At 58.8% G+C, this 16,373-nt stretch carries 8 protein-coding genes; 6 read left to right on the top strand and 2 right to left on the bottom strand.

Going from position 1 to position 16,373, the window contains the following annotated elements:
* Positions 1-49: 49 nt before the first annotated feature.
* Positions 50-7,084 (bottom strand): TcdA/TcdB pore-forming domain-containing protein, encoded by a 7,035-nt coding sequence (locus tag ACIP1X_RS03235; protein ID WP_400749323.1) that lies wholly within the window; start codon positions 7,082-7,084, stop codon positions 50-52.
* Between the two features lie 359 nt (positions 7,085-7,443).
* On the opposite strand from ACIP1X_RS03235, the gene ACIP1X_RS03230 reads away from it, so the two are divergent.
* From ACIP1X_RS03230 to ACIP1X_RS03215, 4 genes are all read left to right on the top strand, one after another.
* Positions 7,444-8,256: an alpha/beta fold hydrolase gene (locus tag ACIP1X_RS03230; RefSeq protein ID WP_400749320.1), complete on the top strand. Its 813-nt coding sequence runs from the start codon at positions 7,444-7,446 to the stop codon at positions 8,254-8,256.
* Between the two features lie 303 nt (positions 8,257-8,559).
* Positions 8,560-9,831 (top strand): cytosine permease, encoded by a 1,272-nt coding sequence (gene codB / locus ACIP1X_RS03225; RefSeq protein ID WP_008085403.1) that lies wholly within the window; start codon positions 8,560-8,562, stop codon positions 9,829-9,831.
* 15 nt (positions 9,832-9,846) lie between these two features.
* Positions 9,847-11,082, top strand: coding sequence for a cytosine deaminase (gene codA, locus ACIP1X_RS03220; protein ID WP_053121942.1), 1,236 nt, complete (start codon positions 9,847-9,849; stop codon positions 11,080-11,082).
* Between the two features lie 115 nt (positions 11,083-11,197).
* The gene (locus tag ACIP1X_RS03215; protein ID WP_400749317.1) at positions 11,198-11,845 is read left to right on the top strand and encodes a carboxymuconolactone decarboxylase family protein; all 648 of its coding nucleotides are present in this window, start codon (positions 11,198-11,200) and stop codon (positions 11,843-11,845) included.
* Between the two features lie 453 nt (positions 11,846-12,298).
* Here the strand turns inward: ACIP1X_RS03215 and ACIP1X_RS03210 are convergent, their stop codons facing one another.
* Complete coding sequence (locus ACIP1X_RS03210; RefSeq protein ID WP_400749315.1) at positions 12,299-13,279, bottom strand: diaminopimelate epimerase; 981 nt, start codon at positions 13,277-13,279, stop codon at positions 12,299-12,301.
* 239 nt (positions 13,280-13,518) lie between these two features.
* Here ACIP1X_RS03210 and ACIP1X_RS03205 point away from each other — a divergent pair, with 239 nt between their 5' ends.
* Both ACIP1X_RS03205 and ACIP1X_RS03200 read left to right on the top strand, forming a co-directional pair.
* Complete coding sequence (locus ACIP1X_RS03205) at positions 13,519-14,670, top strand: MFS transporter (protein WP_053121948.1); 1,152 nt, start codon at positions 13,519-13,521, stop codon at positions 14,668-14,670.
* A gap of 142 nt (positions 14,671-14,812) precedes the next feature.
* Positions 14,813-16,342 (top strand): trypsin-like serine peptidase, encoded by a 1,530-nt coding sequence (locus ACIP1X_RS03200; protein WP_400749312.1) that lies wholly within the window; start codon positions 14,813-14,815, stop codon positions 16,340-16,342.
* Positions 16,343-16,373 lie beyond the last annotated feature (31 nt).

The following is a 16,373-nucleotide window of genomic DNA, read 5'->3' as shown; positions in this document are numbered from 1 at the left end:
GGTCGTGAGCATTACTGCTCACGACCCTTTTTTTATTCGCTCAGCGGACTTAGTCGCTGAGTGAGTCAATCAGCGTCTTCAACTCGATCACCTCCCCCGCAGTCTGCACTTGCTGCAAAGTGCTCAGCAGTTGCTCGACATTCAGCCGGTGATCGCGCCCCTCAATGGCGACGCTCAAGTAGATCGGCACCCGCAATTGTCCATCCTGTGGCTCGACGTCGCGGATAATCAGCGTTTGCGCAGTGTCCGGATCGACCAGCAACAGGCTGCCCCGCGCCTCCGACACCAGCCAATTCGCACTGCCGACCCGTTCCAGTAGCAGCGTATGCTCGCCTGGCGCAGCGTCTTCGGAGACATGCCGGCGATCGACAACAATACAGTCCAGCCGTTGCCAGTCCTCATCTGATACCCGGAACGTCTGCGCATTCAAACCGAATGCCAGAACCAACGTCTCGACCCCATCAAGCAACAACGGTTGCAAGTCGTCGACATCGATTGTGCTTTCCAGCGTGAGCACCTCACCGTCCCGCGCCGCGTGACTGGCCGCAAGGTTGAACCGGTTATCCGAATCGCGGCGGTAAAACACTTTGTCCAGCGCATCGAACAACAGCGTCTGCCACACGTTTTTCACCCCCAGGAACTGCGCCCACTGACCGTCGGGACGCCCCTTGAGGACAAACAGTTGCTCTTGCTCCACCAGGTAGTAAGCATACTGATCGCCACTGTGCTCAACCGCGAGCACCGGTGCGTGGGCGTGTCCCGCCAGCAGATTGTGCAGACGCGCCTGAAGTGACAAGCCGCTCTGATCGGCACGAGCCCATGCATTTTCCACGCTGACTATCCGCGCTGGCTGCTCATCCACCAGTTCAAGATTGACGCCTTCGCGAGTGCGACCGCGCAACCGCTGTCCTTCGCTGACGACGTCGGCAAAACACCACTCGGCCCATACTTTTTGCGCCGCCGGTAACCGCTCCGGATGCAGCAGCCGCGAACCACCGGCAAATGCCTCGCGAAGTGTTTCGGCGCTGCTGAACTCCTGACGATAGAGCTGACCGGCCTCGGTATCGAAAAACCATACGGCCTGGCCATCCGGGGTCAGACTGAGCAATGCCAGCTCTTTGCCAGGATTGACCTGACTCACACACAGCTTGCCGTCGACACACCAGGCCGCCAGCAGGGTATGTTCGCTGAACTGCGACAGGCCAATCACCGGGAAAGGTCGTTTGCCGTGCTCGATGACCAGCGCAGGCAGCGCGGAAATCCAGTCGGGGTGATGGTCGAGCCAACGCTTGCCGACACCGATGAACGTCGGCGCAGCGTCCTTATCGATCTCGAACATCTGCCCATCGCCCCTGGTCAAGATGTAGCGACCTTGCGATTGCGTCACTTCAGCCACATCGCTTATCAAGGTTTGATCAAGCGCGCTATCCGGACCTGCGGGATTGGAAAAACCACGTATCAGCGCGCTTTTCGCCACGTCGTAAAAGAGCATTGACTCATTGTCCGACTGATCCCACATCAGCATGATTTTTTGCACCGGCGCCTTATCATCCGCACCGTCATTGGCGTAAAAACGGTCATCACTCAGACGTATCCAGCCCGACATCACGGGATCGCCCAACAAGGATCCACGCACGCCCACGAATGGAGCGGATGTCCAAGTGCTCAGCGGCACCTCGACCCCGGCCAACGCTGCGGACTGCTGGTCAGACTCCCTCAACCGACTGAGCCGCCCCGCCCACGTCCCGCCTAACCACGCAGTATCGCTCCTGAATGCGTAGTCAGCGTTGATGTGGACGAAGGTGACGGTGTTGTCGGCGATCAGGTACTCCAGCGTGCAGCGCACGCCTTCATTTTGGATCATTTCCTGGAGGACACGCAGCTTGCCGTCAGCGGTTTGCTCGCAGCCAATGATCTTCGAGCCTTTGCGCGGACTCAGCAGGCGATAGGCAGATTTGACGCGGCCCATGGCGGCATCGACGTGCCATACCGTCGCGTAATCCGGGTGGTAGAACCACGCCTTTTGACCGGAGACGCCGCCCAATGCCATGCCTTCGCGTAATGCGGCCGGCATGTCGCGCACATACAGCACTCGATCCAGTGCCACGTCGTAGTAAGCGGTGGTGTATTGCACATCGGCGTCGTGATTAAACGGCACGATGAAGTGATACAGGGGCACATAGCGGCCAGCCAGTCGATTGGCTTTGGCCAGCGTGCGCAGGCGCGCCAACACCGTGGGCATGACAGCAGGCTTGGCATCTGGCAACTCGGGGGTACTTTTGCTCAGCGTGATCGACACCAACATCCACGTGTCTTTCTCTCGATCAAACTGGAACAGCTCACCATCTCTGAGCAGGAGAAAACCTTTGAAGCCGGCGACCCGTACGCCGCCGACGATCAGATCCCCACCGCCAAAACCGACCTGTTTCTCGCTCGCCCAAGGGGCCCTGATCAACCAGTCGACTTCATGCAAGCCGCCGGGTTTGCTCAATCGAACCGTGATGACACCGGGCGTCAGTGTCAGTTGATAAAGCCCGGATTGACCGGTGATCTCGTAACTCAGCAGGTTGTGCCATCCCTTCGGTAATTCAGGGATGACCAAGTAACGCGCCTGATCATCCAGCGTTACTGTGATGGTCGTCGGTTTGTTGACGGGCAGGAGCTTGTAAAGAATGTGTGCAAACGGGGAGGTGGAGAAAAACTGGAAGCGCTGTTCGTCATTGTCACTGGCAAATTCCAGGCGTTTTTTCCAACTGTCCAGAATGTTCGGATACAGGGTCATTGAAGAGCTTTCGAAATAGCCTTCGAGGTCGCCATCGTAAGCCTCATGCAAGGCCTTTACGCGCGGGTAAAGATCATCGTCCGGCTTAAATCCCGAAGAACCCAACTGGTACTCATACCCGTAGTAACACTGGGGCGTACAGGGCAGAACGACGATCTCTATACCCCGATCATCCGTCTTGCCGAATTTGAGCGTGCCTGCGCGAGACATCGCCTCGCGAATATTGATGGCCCGATGCAGATGCTCAGGGAACGAGTTGTAGCTAGGCACACCCAATGTGTAGGGCTCCAATGGGAAAAACCGCTGGCTATCGAACTTGACCTGACGTGCCTGCAGATCAAGTTCGGTGATCACCGCTTCCACGGCAAACTTCAGCACACCGTCCTTACGCTCGACCCCTTCAAGCCCGTAGGCATCGTGAATCATCAACAGATGTCTGCCGACGTTTCGTGCCTTGTCACTGATTTGTCCAAGGTTGCTGGCGATGGCCGTGAAACCGATGCCCAGCCCCAACAGCGGCACCGCCAAAAACGAAGCTGCCGCACCCACGGTTCCGCCCACGGCCAACGCGGTCACATCAAGGCCCAGCGCTGCCAGATTGAACGCCAGTTGCGTGGTCAGCCGCGAACGTTCTTCATCATTGCTTGCCACCGTCAGGCCATGGATGTCGAAGCCGATATTGATCAGTGAAAAGCCGATACCGATACCCGCCGAAACACGCCCCAACAGCCGACCCGACACCGAGGTTTGCTGCTTGATAAACGCCTGTTCGCTGAGTGCCACCTGACGCACCAGATTGATCATCTGCACCGTGTCTGTCACCACGCCGTATGCCAGTTGCGCATAGCTCACATAGACCTGAACCTGCAGGGCGATGGACAGCGTCGGCAGCGAACCAGCATCGAGCTGACGTTCGCGGTCGCGCATTTCCGTCACCAGGGTCTGGATGGCAAAAGCGAAACTCAGCCGACTGCCACCCTCCTCCGCGCCAGGGCCGCCGCTATTGCCGGAGACCGCATCGACCAACTGCTGAATTCCTTTTTTTACTTTCAAGAAGCGCGCATCGGTGGTGTTGATGTGGACGCTGTCGGCCGGACGTCGCGCGTCGATCATGGTGAGCGAAAAGCGGCCGTCGGCGGTGCTTTTGACGCTTTCCAGTAGCGGCATGTATTCGCTGCGCAGCCCATGCTCGTTGCGCAATTGGCGCGTCGCCAGATCGAACTCTTGCGTCAGATAGCGTGCATCCACTTGCGCGAGGCTTTCGCCCAGTCGGGCATTTTCCGACAGCGAGCGTGCCCTCAGCGCTGATTGCTTCTCCCACACACTGATCGACTCAACCCCCGGGAGCGCAGTGTTCTCCAGCAAGCTGCCAACCTGCAGACTCGAGGGCAACACGGTCTCGGCAATGGCGGCAGTGTTCAGCTCAACCACGTTGAAGCGCAGATCGCCGGCATCCGCCAAACCATACAACCTTGCCAACTCACCACCATCGCGAAGCAGGTGTTCTTTGATGCCTTGTTGCATCGCCGATCCATGCTCGAAACCATACACCGCAAAATTCGGCTCGAAGAAGCGATAGGCCGTGCTGTCAGCGGTCACCACTCGGGCCGCCAGCAACACATGATTGCCGGTGTCGAGCAGCAGCACACTGGACGCCGCTTTCGCTTCCAGCGCCGCAATAACTCCCTGCAAATCGTGACTACCCAGTGACGTGCCGACGTGGCTCATGCGCACCTCACGCAGCTCATCGAGCGACAACAGTAACGCCCGGGAGTCAGCGTCCGCTGGTGCCAGACTGGCGTTGGCGACCCTGCCGATCAGCGCGCGTTCGGCGCTCTCACCACGGCTGAATGCCGCCGCCATCAGCAACGCCAGCGGATAACAACGGCGGCCGGGATCACCCGCCGCGTGCACCAGAAAGGCCTGGGGCATTTGCCGCGCAGAGACCGCGCCCGCCTTGAAAAACTGCTCGCGCACGGGCGCTGCCTGCTTGAGGATCCGGGTGCGATATTCCCACTGCGCGGTGGCATTGATTTGCGCAATGGATTGGCCCCAATGACTTAGCGTCAGCGACCGCGACAGCGCCAGTACCTTGAGTTCACGGGCCGACTGCTCGCCCCGTTTGACGTTACGCGCCAGCGCCGCTACGAAGGCCGGGGCCTGACGTTCAGACAAGGTTTTCTCGATAGCGGCAAAACGCGCGAATAACCCGCCATCAGCGCTGTCTCTGGCGAGTGCTTGCGCGGCTTGCCACGCGGGTTCAAACCCTGCGCTATCAAGACTTTCAGCAGCAAACAGCCCGCCAAGTACCACGCGATGCACCGGGCTCAGTTGCTCAAGGGGTAGCGAACCACGCCCGAGATGCACCAGCAGTTCATTGAGATTTTCCGGGTGCTGTGCGCCGACGGACGCCGGGATGTCGTCGATCTGTTGGCTTCGTATTTGACGACGCTCATCGAAACTCAGGCTGGCGTTGCCCGCAAACACCACATCGCCACTGAGCTTGTCGGTCATGGCCAGAATGAACGGTTCGCCCAGCTCATCGATCAGCCGTTGCACGATAGCGGTGATCAGTACCGGTTTGCCCTCAACCACCGGCCAGCCACGCTTGAAGGTCAGGGTATTCGCCGGTTTGAGCAGCTCCTGCAGATTGGCGGTGTAACGTGCCTTGAATTTGCCGTCGCGCCAGGCTTGTTGTTCGTTCGCCACCCAGGAAGATTCGTTGTCGTCGCGCTCCTTCCAGCCGCTGATCAACTCCTCTTCAGTGGCCGTGTTGTAGCCGTATTTTACGTGCTGTAACGCTTTGACCTGCAATGCCCCGCGCGACGTGTATCGATGCTCGGTAAAGAGCTCCGTCCCCGCCAGTAACGCACCGGGGCCCGTGAGATCGATCGTTGCACCGGCTCCCGGTACGACACCGTCCCGGTGATACGTGACAATCGCGCTGATAATCCGAAACTCATACGCTTTCCAGAGACGTAGCAGCGTTTCATTTCCGGCGAATGGCGAATCAATTTCACCCAACCTGGTTTGCGTCTCGCTCAGTACCTGCGCTTCGTCCCAGGCAAGGCCCTTTTTATCCAGTTCGCGCTCAACCGCTTCGATGACGTCGTAGTAATACCGAACCAGTTTCATCGTAAAAAGCGTCATGTCCGCTTGCGAATGCGCAACGATGTAAGCATTCATCAACTTTGGATTGGGCGAACCGGGATCGGTCGGTGATCCCATGCCAAACATATCAGTGGCGGTGGACTGCGAATTCACCGGTGCAAAAATCTGATCAAGTGTTGGCAAACTTTTCGCCAACGCTTCAAGTTCAGCAAACTGTGCTTGAGGAATATTAACCAACACGTCCTGATATCGACTGCCATCGCGCCCAGGCATTAATTGCGGGTTGTGATTGAGCAGTAACTGCAAGACACCGGCTCGCGCCGACGAGTCCATCTTCGCGATATTGATACCACCGATCTCATCAGCGAGCGGCGGCAAGTAATCAAGGTCACTGTAAACACCCCCCTCCCCATGCACAGCTTGCAGCCGCACCACATCGGAAGCCGCCGCAAAGTTGCCACGCAAGGATATTTCACGGTCATAGGCAGACCACAGGAAGTGTTCCTTGAACGCCTGCCGGGCATTGCGTACCTGCACACGTTCGTCGGCCATGTCCAAGTGACTTTGCAAGTAGCGCTCTCGCGCCGCCCGCAGTTGCGACTTGTCCTGAGCAAATGCTTCGACCAGAAATTCGATGCGCGCTTCATCGGGGCTCAGCCCGCGTACTTGTGCCTGCTGGATGAAATCGAAGGCCTGTCGCCGCAAGACCGCCAACCGCGCTTCGTACAACTGACTCAAGGCAAAACTGGAAATCGGCTGATCGCCCCCTGAAAGCATGGCGTCTGCCTTGGCGGCTTGCACCAGGGTGCGATTGACATCAAACGCCATCAACGCCTCGGGGTCGTACCAGAGACTGAAAGTAAAGTCTGCCGGGGCCCGGGCTTTCCAGATGTTGAAGTAGTCGCGCTGATTGACGCCAAACATTGCGCCGCCCACCCAGACAAAATGCAGGTGTTTCGGCACTTCATGGGCCGTAAGCATGACGGTGTTTTGCAGACGTTGACGATAACTTTCCACTGTACGCACAAGATCAGACAGCCCCGCAACTTCCTCCTGACTCTGCAACGCCAGCAACGTTTCCTGGAACAGGCTGATGGTCTGGAGCATGCCCTCCGATGTCTCTTGCAACAGCGCCGCCGCCTGATACCTGAGCGCGGCTTCGTAGTGTTCGGCGCCTTTGAAGGCGTTCAAGATGCTCTCAACCTCCGAAGGGGCAGCGATCTTTTGCCATTCTTGATATTCACTGATTACAAAACTTTCTGAAGCCATTCTTAAACATCCTTTTTAGCGATAACTTCGAAAATAAAAGCGACACGCAGCCGTTCATCCAACTTCACAAACACTGAAGTTGAAAATTCGATCTGGAATTAAATACGAGAACTAAACTACGCCACGCCCACAAAAAAACCAAAAACAACGCACTACAAGCCATTACGGAAACATGCAACAAACAATAGAAACTTTGAGAAAGACACTTAATAGAAGCGGCACAACCTATTGGCCGATTATTGATTATGCTATTGGCTTAAACACGCGAAGAGGACAGCCCCATGACAGACTGGCTGCTGGATCAGGTCTTTGACTTCAACGGTCACTCAGTGCGCCATGCCGTACGTGGCGATGGCCCGCCACTGGTGTTCGTGCATGGCACACCTTTCTCGTCTTACGTGTGGCATCGGATCGCGCCGCACTTCTTTGCCACGCACCGCGTGTATTACTTCGATTTGCTCGGTTATGGACGCTCCGCGAAACCTGACGCCGATGTCTCCCTCGGTGTGCAAAACCAGTTGTTGGCGCAGTTGCTCGATCACTGGAACATCCAAAATCCCGACGTGGTCGCCCATGACTTTGGCGGTGCCACCGCGCTGCGCACTCACCTGCTCAATGGCAAGGATTACCGCAGCCTGACGCTGATCGATCCGGTGGCGCTGACGCCATGGGGATCGCCGTTTGTGCAGCATGTTCGCCAGCACGAAGCGGCATTCAGCGGTCTGCCCGATTACATCCAGCGCGCCGTCGTGCCGACTTACATTCGCGGGGCGATTCACCGGGCGATTCCCGACGACGAACTCGCGCCTTACATAGAGCCGTGGCTCGGCGATCCCGGGCAAGCGGCGTTCTATCGGCAGATTGCGCAGATGGATGAGCGCTATACCCGTGAGGCAGAACCGTTGTATCCGGGCATCCGCTGCCCGGTACAGATTCTCTGGGGCGAAGACGATCAGTGGATTCCCATCGAGCGTGGCCGAGCGTTACATCAAATGATCCCGGGATCACAATTCCACCCGATTCCCAACGCCGGCCACCTCGTCCAGGAAGACGCCCCCGAAGCCATCGTCGCCGCCCTATTACGCTTCCTCTGACCTTGATCGTTCCCACGCTCTGCGTGGGAATGCCTCAACGGACGCTCCGCGTTCGGCTTTGGGTGGGACGCGGAGCTTCCGGGGCTGCATTCCCACGCAGAGCGTGGGAACGAGCAAAATCAAAAGATCGTCCGATCGCGGCCCGAGCCTTCGGCAGCTCCTACATTGGGCTTTGGTGTGTTCGGGCGCACTGTTTTCGCGCCGTTTGACGCGACTCGTCTATACATAACCCGCGCCAAACGGAACATGGCACGACCACTGCAACCCTCCCCCGCGTCTTCCCTTTTCAGCAAGGACCGCCCCATGACGCAGCACGCCCCCGGCAACGATTACCCCCTCAGCGAAGTACCGATGCACGCGCGTAAAGGCCTGGCCTCGACGGCGATGGTGTTACTGGGCTTCACGTTTTTCACCGCGACCATGTTTGCCGGCGGCAAGCTCGGCGTGGCGTTCAGTTTCGGCGAGATGATGGCGGTGATCATCGTCGGCAACCTGCTGCTTGGGTTGTATGCCGCAGGTTTGGGTTACATCGCCTTCAAAAGCGGCCTCAATTCGGTGTTGATGGGGCGTTTTTGCTTCGGCGAAGTCGGCAGCAAACTCAGCGACCTGATCCTCGGTTTCACTCAAATCGGCTGGTACGCCTGGGGCACTGCCACGGCTGCGGTGGTGCTCGGCAAATACTTCGAACTCGATGAGGGCACGGTGCTCGGGCTGATGGTGCTGTTCGGTCTGGTGTTCTGTGCCACGGCTTACGTCGGTTATCGCGGGCTGGAGATTCTGTCGTACATCGCGGTGCCGGCGATGATGTTGCTGCTGATGTTGTCGATGTGGGTGGCGACAGTGAAAGTCGGCGGCTTCGAGGGTTTGCTCAGCGTCGTGCCAAGTGGTTCGCTGGACTGGTCGACGGCGATTACTTTGGTGTTCGGCACCTTCGTCAGCGGCGCGACGCAAGCGACCAACTGGACGCGTTTCTCGCGCTCGGCGCGTGTCGCGGTGCTGGCCAGCCTGATCGGTTTCTTCATCGGCAACGGTTTGATGGTGCTGATCGGCGCGTACGGCGCCATCGTTTATCAGCAGCCGGACGTGGTTGAAGTGCTGCTGTTGCAAGGCTTCGCCATGGCCGCGATGGCCATGCTGTTGCTGAACATCTGGAGCACCCAGGACAACACCATCTACAACTTCGCCGTCGCCGGTTGCAACCTGCTGCGCACCGGTCGGCGCAAGACCGTGACCCTGGCCGGCGCGGTGATTGGCACCCTGCTCGCCTTGCTCGGCATGTACGACATGCTCGTGCCCTACCTGATTCTGCTCGGCACGGTGATCCCGCCGATTGGCGGGGTGATCATGGCCGACTTTTTCTACCGCTGGCGCGGGCGTTATCCGCGCCTGGCCGACGCACGGCTGCCGGCGTTCAACTGGCCGGGCCTGGGGGCTTACGCGGTCGGTACCGTCGCCGCGTTCAGCTCGCCATGGGTTGCGCCGCTGGTAGGCATCGCCGCTGCCGCGTTAACGTATGTCATCGTCACCGGCGCGCTCGGCGCTCGCAGCGCGGCCGCGCCACTACAAGACTTATAAAAAAGGATTCGCCTGATGCACATCATCAACGCCCGTTTGCGCAACCAGGAAGGTTTGCACGAATTGCACCTTGAAGACGGCCTGATCCGCAGCATCGCCCGGCAGACCGAAGCGCCGACGCTGGGCCCCGACGATCTCGACGCCGGCGGCAATCTGGTGGTGCCGCCCTTCGTCGAACCGCACATTCACCTCGACGCCACCCTCACCGCTGGCGAGCCGCGCTGGAACATGAGCGGCACGCTGTTTGAAGGCATTGAGTGCTGGGGCGAGCGCAAGGTCACCATCACCGAAGAAGACACCAAGACCCGCGCCAAGAAAACCATCCAGACCCTCGCCGCGCACGGTATTCAGCACGTGCGCACCCACGTCGACGTCACCGATCCACAACTCACCGCACTGAAAGCCATGCTCGAAGTGCGCGAAGAAAGCCGTCACCTGATCGACCTGCAAATCGTCGCGTTCCCACAGGAAGGCATCGAGTCGTTCCGCAATGGCCGCGAGTTGATGGAAGAGTCGATTCGCATGGGTGCTGACGTGGTTGGCGGCATTCCGCATTTCGAGTACACCCGCGATCAAGGCGTTAGTTCGGTGAAGTTTCTGATGGATCTGGCCGAGCGCACCGGTTGCCTGGTCGATGTGCATTGCGACGAAACCGACGACCCTCACTCACGCTTCCTCGAAGTACTCGCCGAAGAAGCACGCAGCCGCGACATGGGCGCCCTCGTCACCGCCAGCCACACCACGGCGATGGGTTCATACGACAACGCTTACTGCGCGAAACTGTTCCGTTTGCTCGGGCATTCCGGGATCAGTTTTGTCTCCTGCCCAACCGAAAGCATCCACCTGCAAGGGCGCTTCGACAACTTCCCGAAACGCCGTGGCGTCACCCGGGTGAACGAGTTGCTCGAAGCCGGGATGAACGTGTGTTTCGGCCAGGATTCAATCGTCGATCCGTGGTATCCGCTGGGCAACGGCAACATCCTCCGTGTGCTTGAGGCCGGGCTGCACATTTGCCACATGCTCGGTTATCGCAACCTGCAAAGTGCGCTGGATCTGGTCACCGACAATAGCGCCAAAGCGATGCATCTGGGCGAGCGTTATGGGCTGGAACAGGGGCGCCCGGCGAACCTACTGATACTGTCGGCGGACAGTGATTATGAGGTGATCCGCAGTCAGGGTTTGCCGCTATATTCGATTCGCGCCGGCAAAGTGCTGATGAAACGGCAGATGCCGGTGGTGGAGTTCGTCTAAGGTAAAGAAACCGGCGTCGCAATGACGCCGGCAACCCCTGCGATGGATGCTCCTTCATGCTGAAGTTCGTGCGTAGTTGATCAGCCACCATCCTCATTTTCTTGAGGATTTCCCAATGAACCACACACCCTCACCCATGGCCTCGCTGTACCACGAAGGCCGACAGACGTTTACCGATCTTGTACCCGACGGCGGCGCTCGGCTCGATGCGCTGTTTCACACCGTGCCCGCGCTGGGTGAATTGGCAGTTGGCGTGGTCTATGGGCATTTGCACGCCCGCCCTGGCCTCGATCCGCGCCTGCGGGAAGCGGTGTCGTTTGCCGCCATCGTGGCGTCGGGCATGGTCGGCCCGCCATTGAGTGTGCATCTGAAGACAGGGCTGGCCTCGGGTTTGGCCCCCGGTGAAATGACTGAGGTGCTGTTGCAGGCCTCGGCATTCGCGGGGTTTCCGCGGGCAGTGAGTGCGGCGGAACAACTCAATCGGCTGTTCGACGAGTCTGGTTTGGCATCACCGCCGGCACCGACACCCCGTGAAATCGCGTTGGAATTCTGTGAGCAAGTGCGCGGCGGGCACGCGCCGATGCCGGTCAGTGCAGCGGTGAAACGCCTGTTGAAACATGCGCGGCAGCTGGCATTGCAGGCCAGTTCGGCGCACGCGGTGATTGTTGAATGTTTCGAGGATGAGCCATCGCCCCGCGCATTGCTGCGGTTGGAGGTGCAGGGTGAGCAGGTGGTGTCGGTGACGTTGTTCAAGGCGCACTGACGAGGTGTCCTGGCGGGCCCTATCGCTGGCAAGCCAAGCTCCCACAGGGTTTTCGGTTGGGCACATTATTTGGGGGCACCAAAATCTAATGTGGGAGCGAGCCTGCTCGCGAAGAGGCCCGCACATTCAACATCAACGTGACTGATATACCGCTTTCGCGAGCAGGCTCGCTCCCACAGGATTATGTATTTGGACTGGTGTTTGTGTTCACATCTGAGCCACTGTAGGAGTGAGCCTGCTCGCGATTGCGGTTGGCACATTATTTGGGTGCAACAGAATTCACAGTGGGAGCGAGCCTGCTCGCGAAGAGGCCCGCACATTCAACATCAACGTGACTGACATACCGCCTTCGCGAGCAAGCTCGCTCCCACAGGGTTATGTATTTGGACTGGTGTTTGTGGTCGCCGCAAAACCCTGTGGGAGCCTGGCTTGCCAGCGATGGCGGTTTCGAATTCAGCCAATCAAGCGCGCCGTACCAAACAACCTGACGCGCACCCGCTCGCCGTCGATTGCTTCCAGCAAAATGGGTGCCGTGCCGCCGGGCATGATCACCTGCACTTCTCCTGCTTCAACCCAACCCACCCGCCATGCCGCACACGCCACCGCACTGGCACTGGTGCCTGATGATGCCGTCGGCCCTTCGCCACGTTCGAAGACTCGCGCGACGATGCGTTGCTCGGAATCGCGTGCCGCCCATTGCAGATTGACGCCCGCCGGACACGGGTCGCCAGCGCCGGTCGGCATGGCGTAGGCGATCTGGGTCAGGCCTTCATTCAGTGGCGACTCACGCATCTGTTCGTTACTCGGCAACGCCGACTTGTCGCCAAGCAGCGTCACGCAATGTGGATTGCCGATGCGCACAAATTGGCTGTGCTCCCAGGTCGGATCAAGTGCCGCCAATGGCTGAATTCTGCTGACCTCCCGGCCATTGAAATCAACACTTTCAACGCCCTGCGCACCCACCGCGCACGGCCCGAAATCCGCTTGACCGAGATCGAGCCAGAAGCCTCGCACACCTTCGACTTCGGCAGACTTCACCGACGTTTCCACCGCGTCACCCTTGTCGTGATGAACGCGCAACAACGCACCTTCCTCCCGCAGCAATCCTTGCTCGGTCAGTGCCTGGGAGAAAATCGTCAAACCGTTGCCACTGCGCTCGGCGAGGGTGCCGTCGGTGTTGACGATCAGCACATCGAACGGCGGCGAGGTCTGGAACGGGCCGATCAGCAGGCCGTCGCTGCGGTGGGATTTGCTGTTGGCTGGGCGCTGGCCATCGGGCCAGTCGCAGCAGCGTTTGATAGCGGCCTCAGTCCAGGACTGGCGCAAGGATGCGCATTCGGCAGCACTGGCAGGCAGATCAATGCCCGCCTCGCGCAAGGCTTGCGGCGAAACCACACCGTAGATATTGCCCCGCGCATCATAAAACTGCGTCATCACTCGTAATCCCTGCAACCGAAAAAACCCACTGTAAACCGCAATCCACTGTAGGAGCTGCGGCACGCTGCGATCTTTTGATTCTGATCCTGAAAACACAGATCAAAAGATCGCAGCGTGCCGCAGCTCCTACAGGAGAAGGTAGGATGTCATCTGTACTTCCTCGGATGACTGGCGATCGAACCTCGACGCCGTATCACTGTCCTTCGGGGACGCGAAGTTTTTTGCCAAGGATCGATATGACCAGCCTCAACGCCCAAGCCACCTTCGTCCCCGGACGCCTGCAACAGATGTCCACGCGCATCGCCTTTTTCATCGCCGGGCTCGGCATCGCGGCGTGGGCGCCGTTGGTGCCGTACGCCAAGGCGCGCGCCGGACTGGATGAGGGCACGTTGGGTTTGCTGTTGTTGTGTCTGGGCGTCGGCTCGATTCTGGCAATGCCGCTGGCGGGGATTCTCGCTACGCGCTTCGGCTGTCGGCGCGTGGCCACGGGCGGCACGTTGTTGATCTGTGCAGCGTTGCCGTTGCTGGCGACGGTCTCATCGATCCCGGCGCTGGTCGCCACGTTGTTCATGTTCGGCGCCGGACTCGGCACGGTGGATTCGACGGTCAATCTGCAAGCGGTGATCGTCGAACGTGCCAGCGGCAAGAACATGATGTCGGGCTTTCACGGCTTGTTCAGCCTCGGCGGGATCGTCGGTGCGGCGGGCGTCAGCGCCCTGCTCGGCCTCGGCCTGACGCCGCTCGCCGCGATGCTGGTGGTGGTCGTGGTGCTGATCGCGGCGCTGTGCAAATGCGTGCCGCACATGCTGCCTTACGGCAGTGAAAGCTCGGGCCCGGCATTCGCCATTCCCCACGGCATCGTGCTGTTTATCGGCGGGATGTGCTTCATCGTCTTCCTCACCGAAGGCGCGGCGCTGGACTGGAGCGCGGTGTTTCTGGCGCAGGAACGCGGGATCGACACGGCCTATGCCGGATTGGGTTATGCAGCGTTTGCGTTGACCATGACGGCGGGACGCTTGATGGGTGACCGGATTGTGCGGATCGTCGGCGCCACGCGGATCATTCTATTTGGCGGTTTGCTGGCGGCGGGCGGTTTGTTTCTGGCGACGTTCGCACCGAGCTGGGAAGCGGCATTGGTCGGGTATGCGCTGGTCGGCGCCGGTTGCTCGAACATCGTGCCGGTGCTGTACACGGCGGTGGGCAAACAGACGGTGATGCCGGAAAGCATCGCGGTGCCGGCGATTACCACGTTGGGCTACGCGGGGATTTTGGCGGGGCCGGCGGTAATTGGCTTTGTCGCGCATGCCAGCAGTTTGAGCTTTGCCTTTGGGTTGATGGCGGTGCTGTTGGTTGCCGTGGCGATTGGTGGGAAGGTGCTCAAAGTCTGATCTCTATCGCGTCCGGCCAACGCCGAAGACGCCACTTTCCGATAGACGGATATGTTTCGGACCTCTTACCTGTCAGATGTGACAGTAGTCAGATTCTTTAATGGGTTCCAGCATCAGACGACTTCAATCTGGTGCTGAAATCATGCAATTACATGTCAGAAAACCGTTACTTATCCTCGCTCTCGTTTTGGCTGCAAGTGGGTGTACGCCGCCCCTTCTATCGGATCAACAGGATTGGGGTGAAGGCGTCGAAAACTTCAAATCAGCCGAACTGTTGAGTAATGCCGACGGACGCTATGCTCATTGGCAAGCCATTGGTCGCGTACGCGTCGATGGCGGACGCATATGTTCTGGCAGCCTGATCGACACCCGCGGAGCAAACCCTGAAAGCGACGGATCAGCGTACGTTCTGACTTCAGGTCATTGCGCAAAAGGCGACAGCAATCGGTACCTCGTCGATACGCCCGCGTCGGGAAGCGTCCAGTTCAATTTTTTCCATGACACCCAATCACGGCAAACTAGCTACACCGTCAAAAGTATTGCGTGGAGCACCCTGCGTGGGCGGGACATCGCGCTCCTTGAACTCGATCGCACACTTGGTCAATTGATGGATAACGGCATCATGCCGCTGAAGCTGGCCACTCAACCGTTGGCTGTCGACAGCAATGTACTGGTAGTGGGTGCGCCTGTGGACAACCACCTGCATCGAGTCGCCTGTCCTCAAGAACAAGCCGCAGATGTTTTCGAAGCGGGCTGGACGTGGATTGACCAGCTCAAAAATCGTTGCCTGGACGTAACGCCCGGCGTTTCGGGTTCGCCGGTCTTGGATCGCTATACCAATGAAATTGTCGCAATTATCGGCACAACGACGCGAGACAGCGGACGCTCCCGATGCACCCTTAACACGCCATGCGAAGTCAGTAACGGCAACGCCGTCACGTTACCTGCAACAAACTACGCCACCGCAATAACGCAACTGCCTGCCTGCTTCAACGATGGCCATTTCAGCCCTAGAAGCAATGCCTGCATGCTGGGTCCAGTGACGAACTTCGAAGCGGCGTTTGGTGACGTTTTCCTCAGAATACTCCGCGACCAGAACGGAGAATTCATTCCGCTGCAATGGCAGCAGACTTTTACCACTGATCAACCGTTCTACCGGGTAAAACTCGCGCGCACGCCGGGAGATTGTGCGTTGGTTGACAACTATGGTCCGGTACAGACCAGCCTTGGCAACGGTGCTGACCATGCCAGCCACGACCTGCGCGAAGGGCCGGGACTTTACTTCATGTGCATCATCGGACAACAACACAAAGCGGGGCCTGCAAGTCGTTGGGCGGCTTTCAATGCCAGGATCTACTACCGCTGGCTACTGGCCGAGCCCGTGCAAACGTCGCCTGTCTACTCAGTCTTTGAAGATTCAAAAGATGTGTTCACAGTGAGACCTGTCGGCATTTCACCTGACCTGGATCTCAGTCGCTACCAGTACAAGATTGGCCAGCCGAACACTCTCGACTGTTATGACACAGAAGGCTACCAGGTTGTTCGACCACCCCTGCTGGATTTCCAGGTACCCGTGGCAGACGGCCGGAAAAAGGTATGTCTGAAGACCGCCGATATGGCCGGTAATCCCTCGCCGATAGTGGACTTTCAACTGCCCGAACAGAGTCACTGAAGCGCATTGGTAAGCAGGCGGCTGTCAGCAG

This window comes from Pseudomonas sp. NPDC088885, from assembly GCF_044750025.1.
Taxonomy (GTDB): domain Bacteria; phylum Pseudomonadota; class Gammaproteobacteria; order Pseudomonadales; family Pseudomonadaceae; genus Aquipseudomonas; species Aquipseudomonas rustica.
Note: the sequence above shows the minus strand (reverse complement) of the source record. Positions and strands in the feature narration are given on the sequence as shown.

What these genes read in the sequence shown, in the direction of transcription:
- ACIP1X_RS03230 (WP_400749320.1), top strand. Translation starts at nt 7,444, where the DNA reads ATGACAGACTGGCTGCTGGATCAGGTCTTTGACTTCAACGGTCACTCA.
- codB (WP_008085403.1), top strand. Translation starts at nt 8,560, where the DNA reads ATGACGCAGCACGCCCCCGGCAACGATTACCCCCTCAGCGAAGTACCG.
- codA (WP_053121942.1), top strand. Translation starts at nt 9,847, where the DNA reads ATGCACATCATCAACGCCCGTTTGCGCAACCAGGAAGGTTTGCACGAA.
- ACIP1X_RS03215 (WP_400749317.1), top strand. Translation starts at nt 11,198, where the DNA reads ATGAACCACACACCCTCACCCATGGCCTCGCTGTACCACGAAGGCCGA.
- ACIP1X_RS03210 (WP_400749315.1), bottom strand. Translation starts at nt 13,279, where the DNA reads ATGACGCAGTTTTATGATGCGCGGGGCAATATCTACGGTGTGGTTTCG.
- ACIP1X_RS03205 (WP_053121948.1), top strand. Translation starts at nt 13,519, where the DNA reads ATGACCAGCCTCAACGCCCAAGCCACCTTCGTCCCCGGACGCCTGCAA.
- ACIP1X_RS03200 (WP_400749312.1), top strand. Translation starts at nt 14,813, where the DNA reads ATGCAATTACATGTCAGAAAACCGTTACTTATCCTCGCTCTCGTTTTG.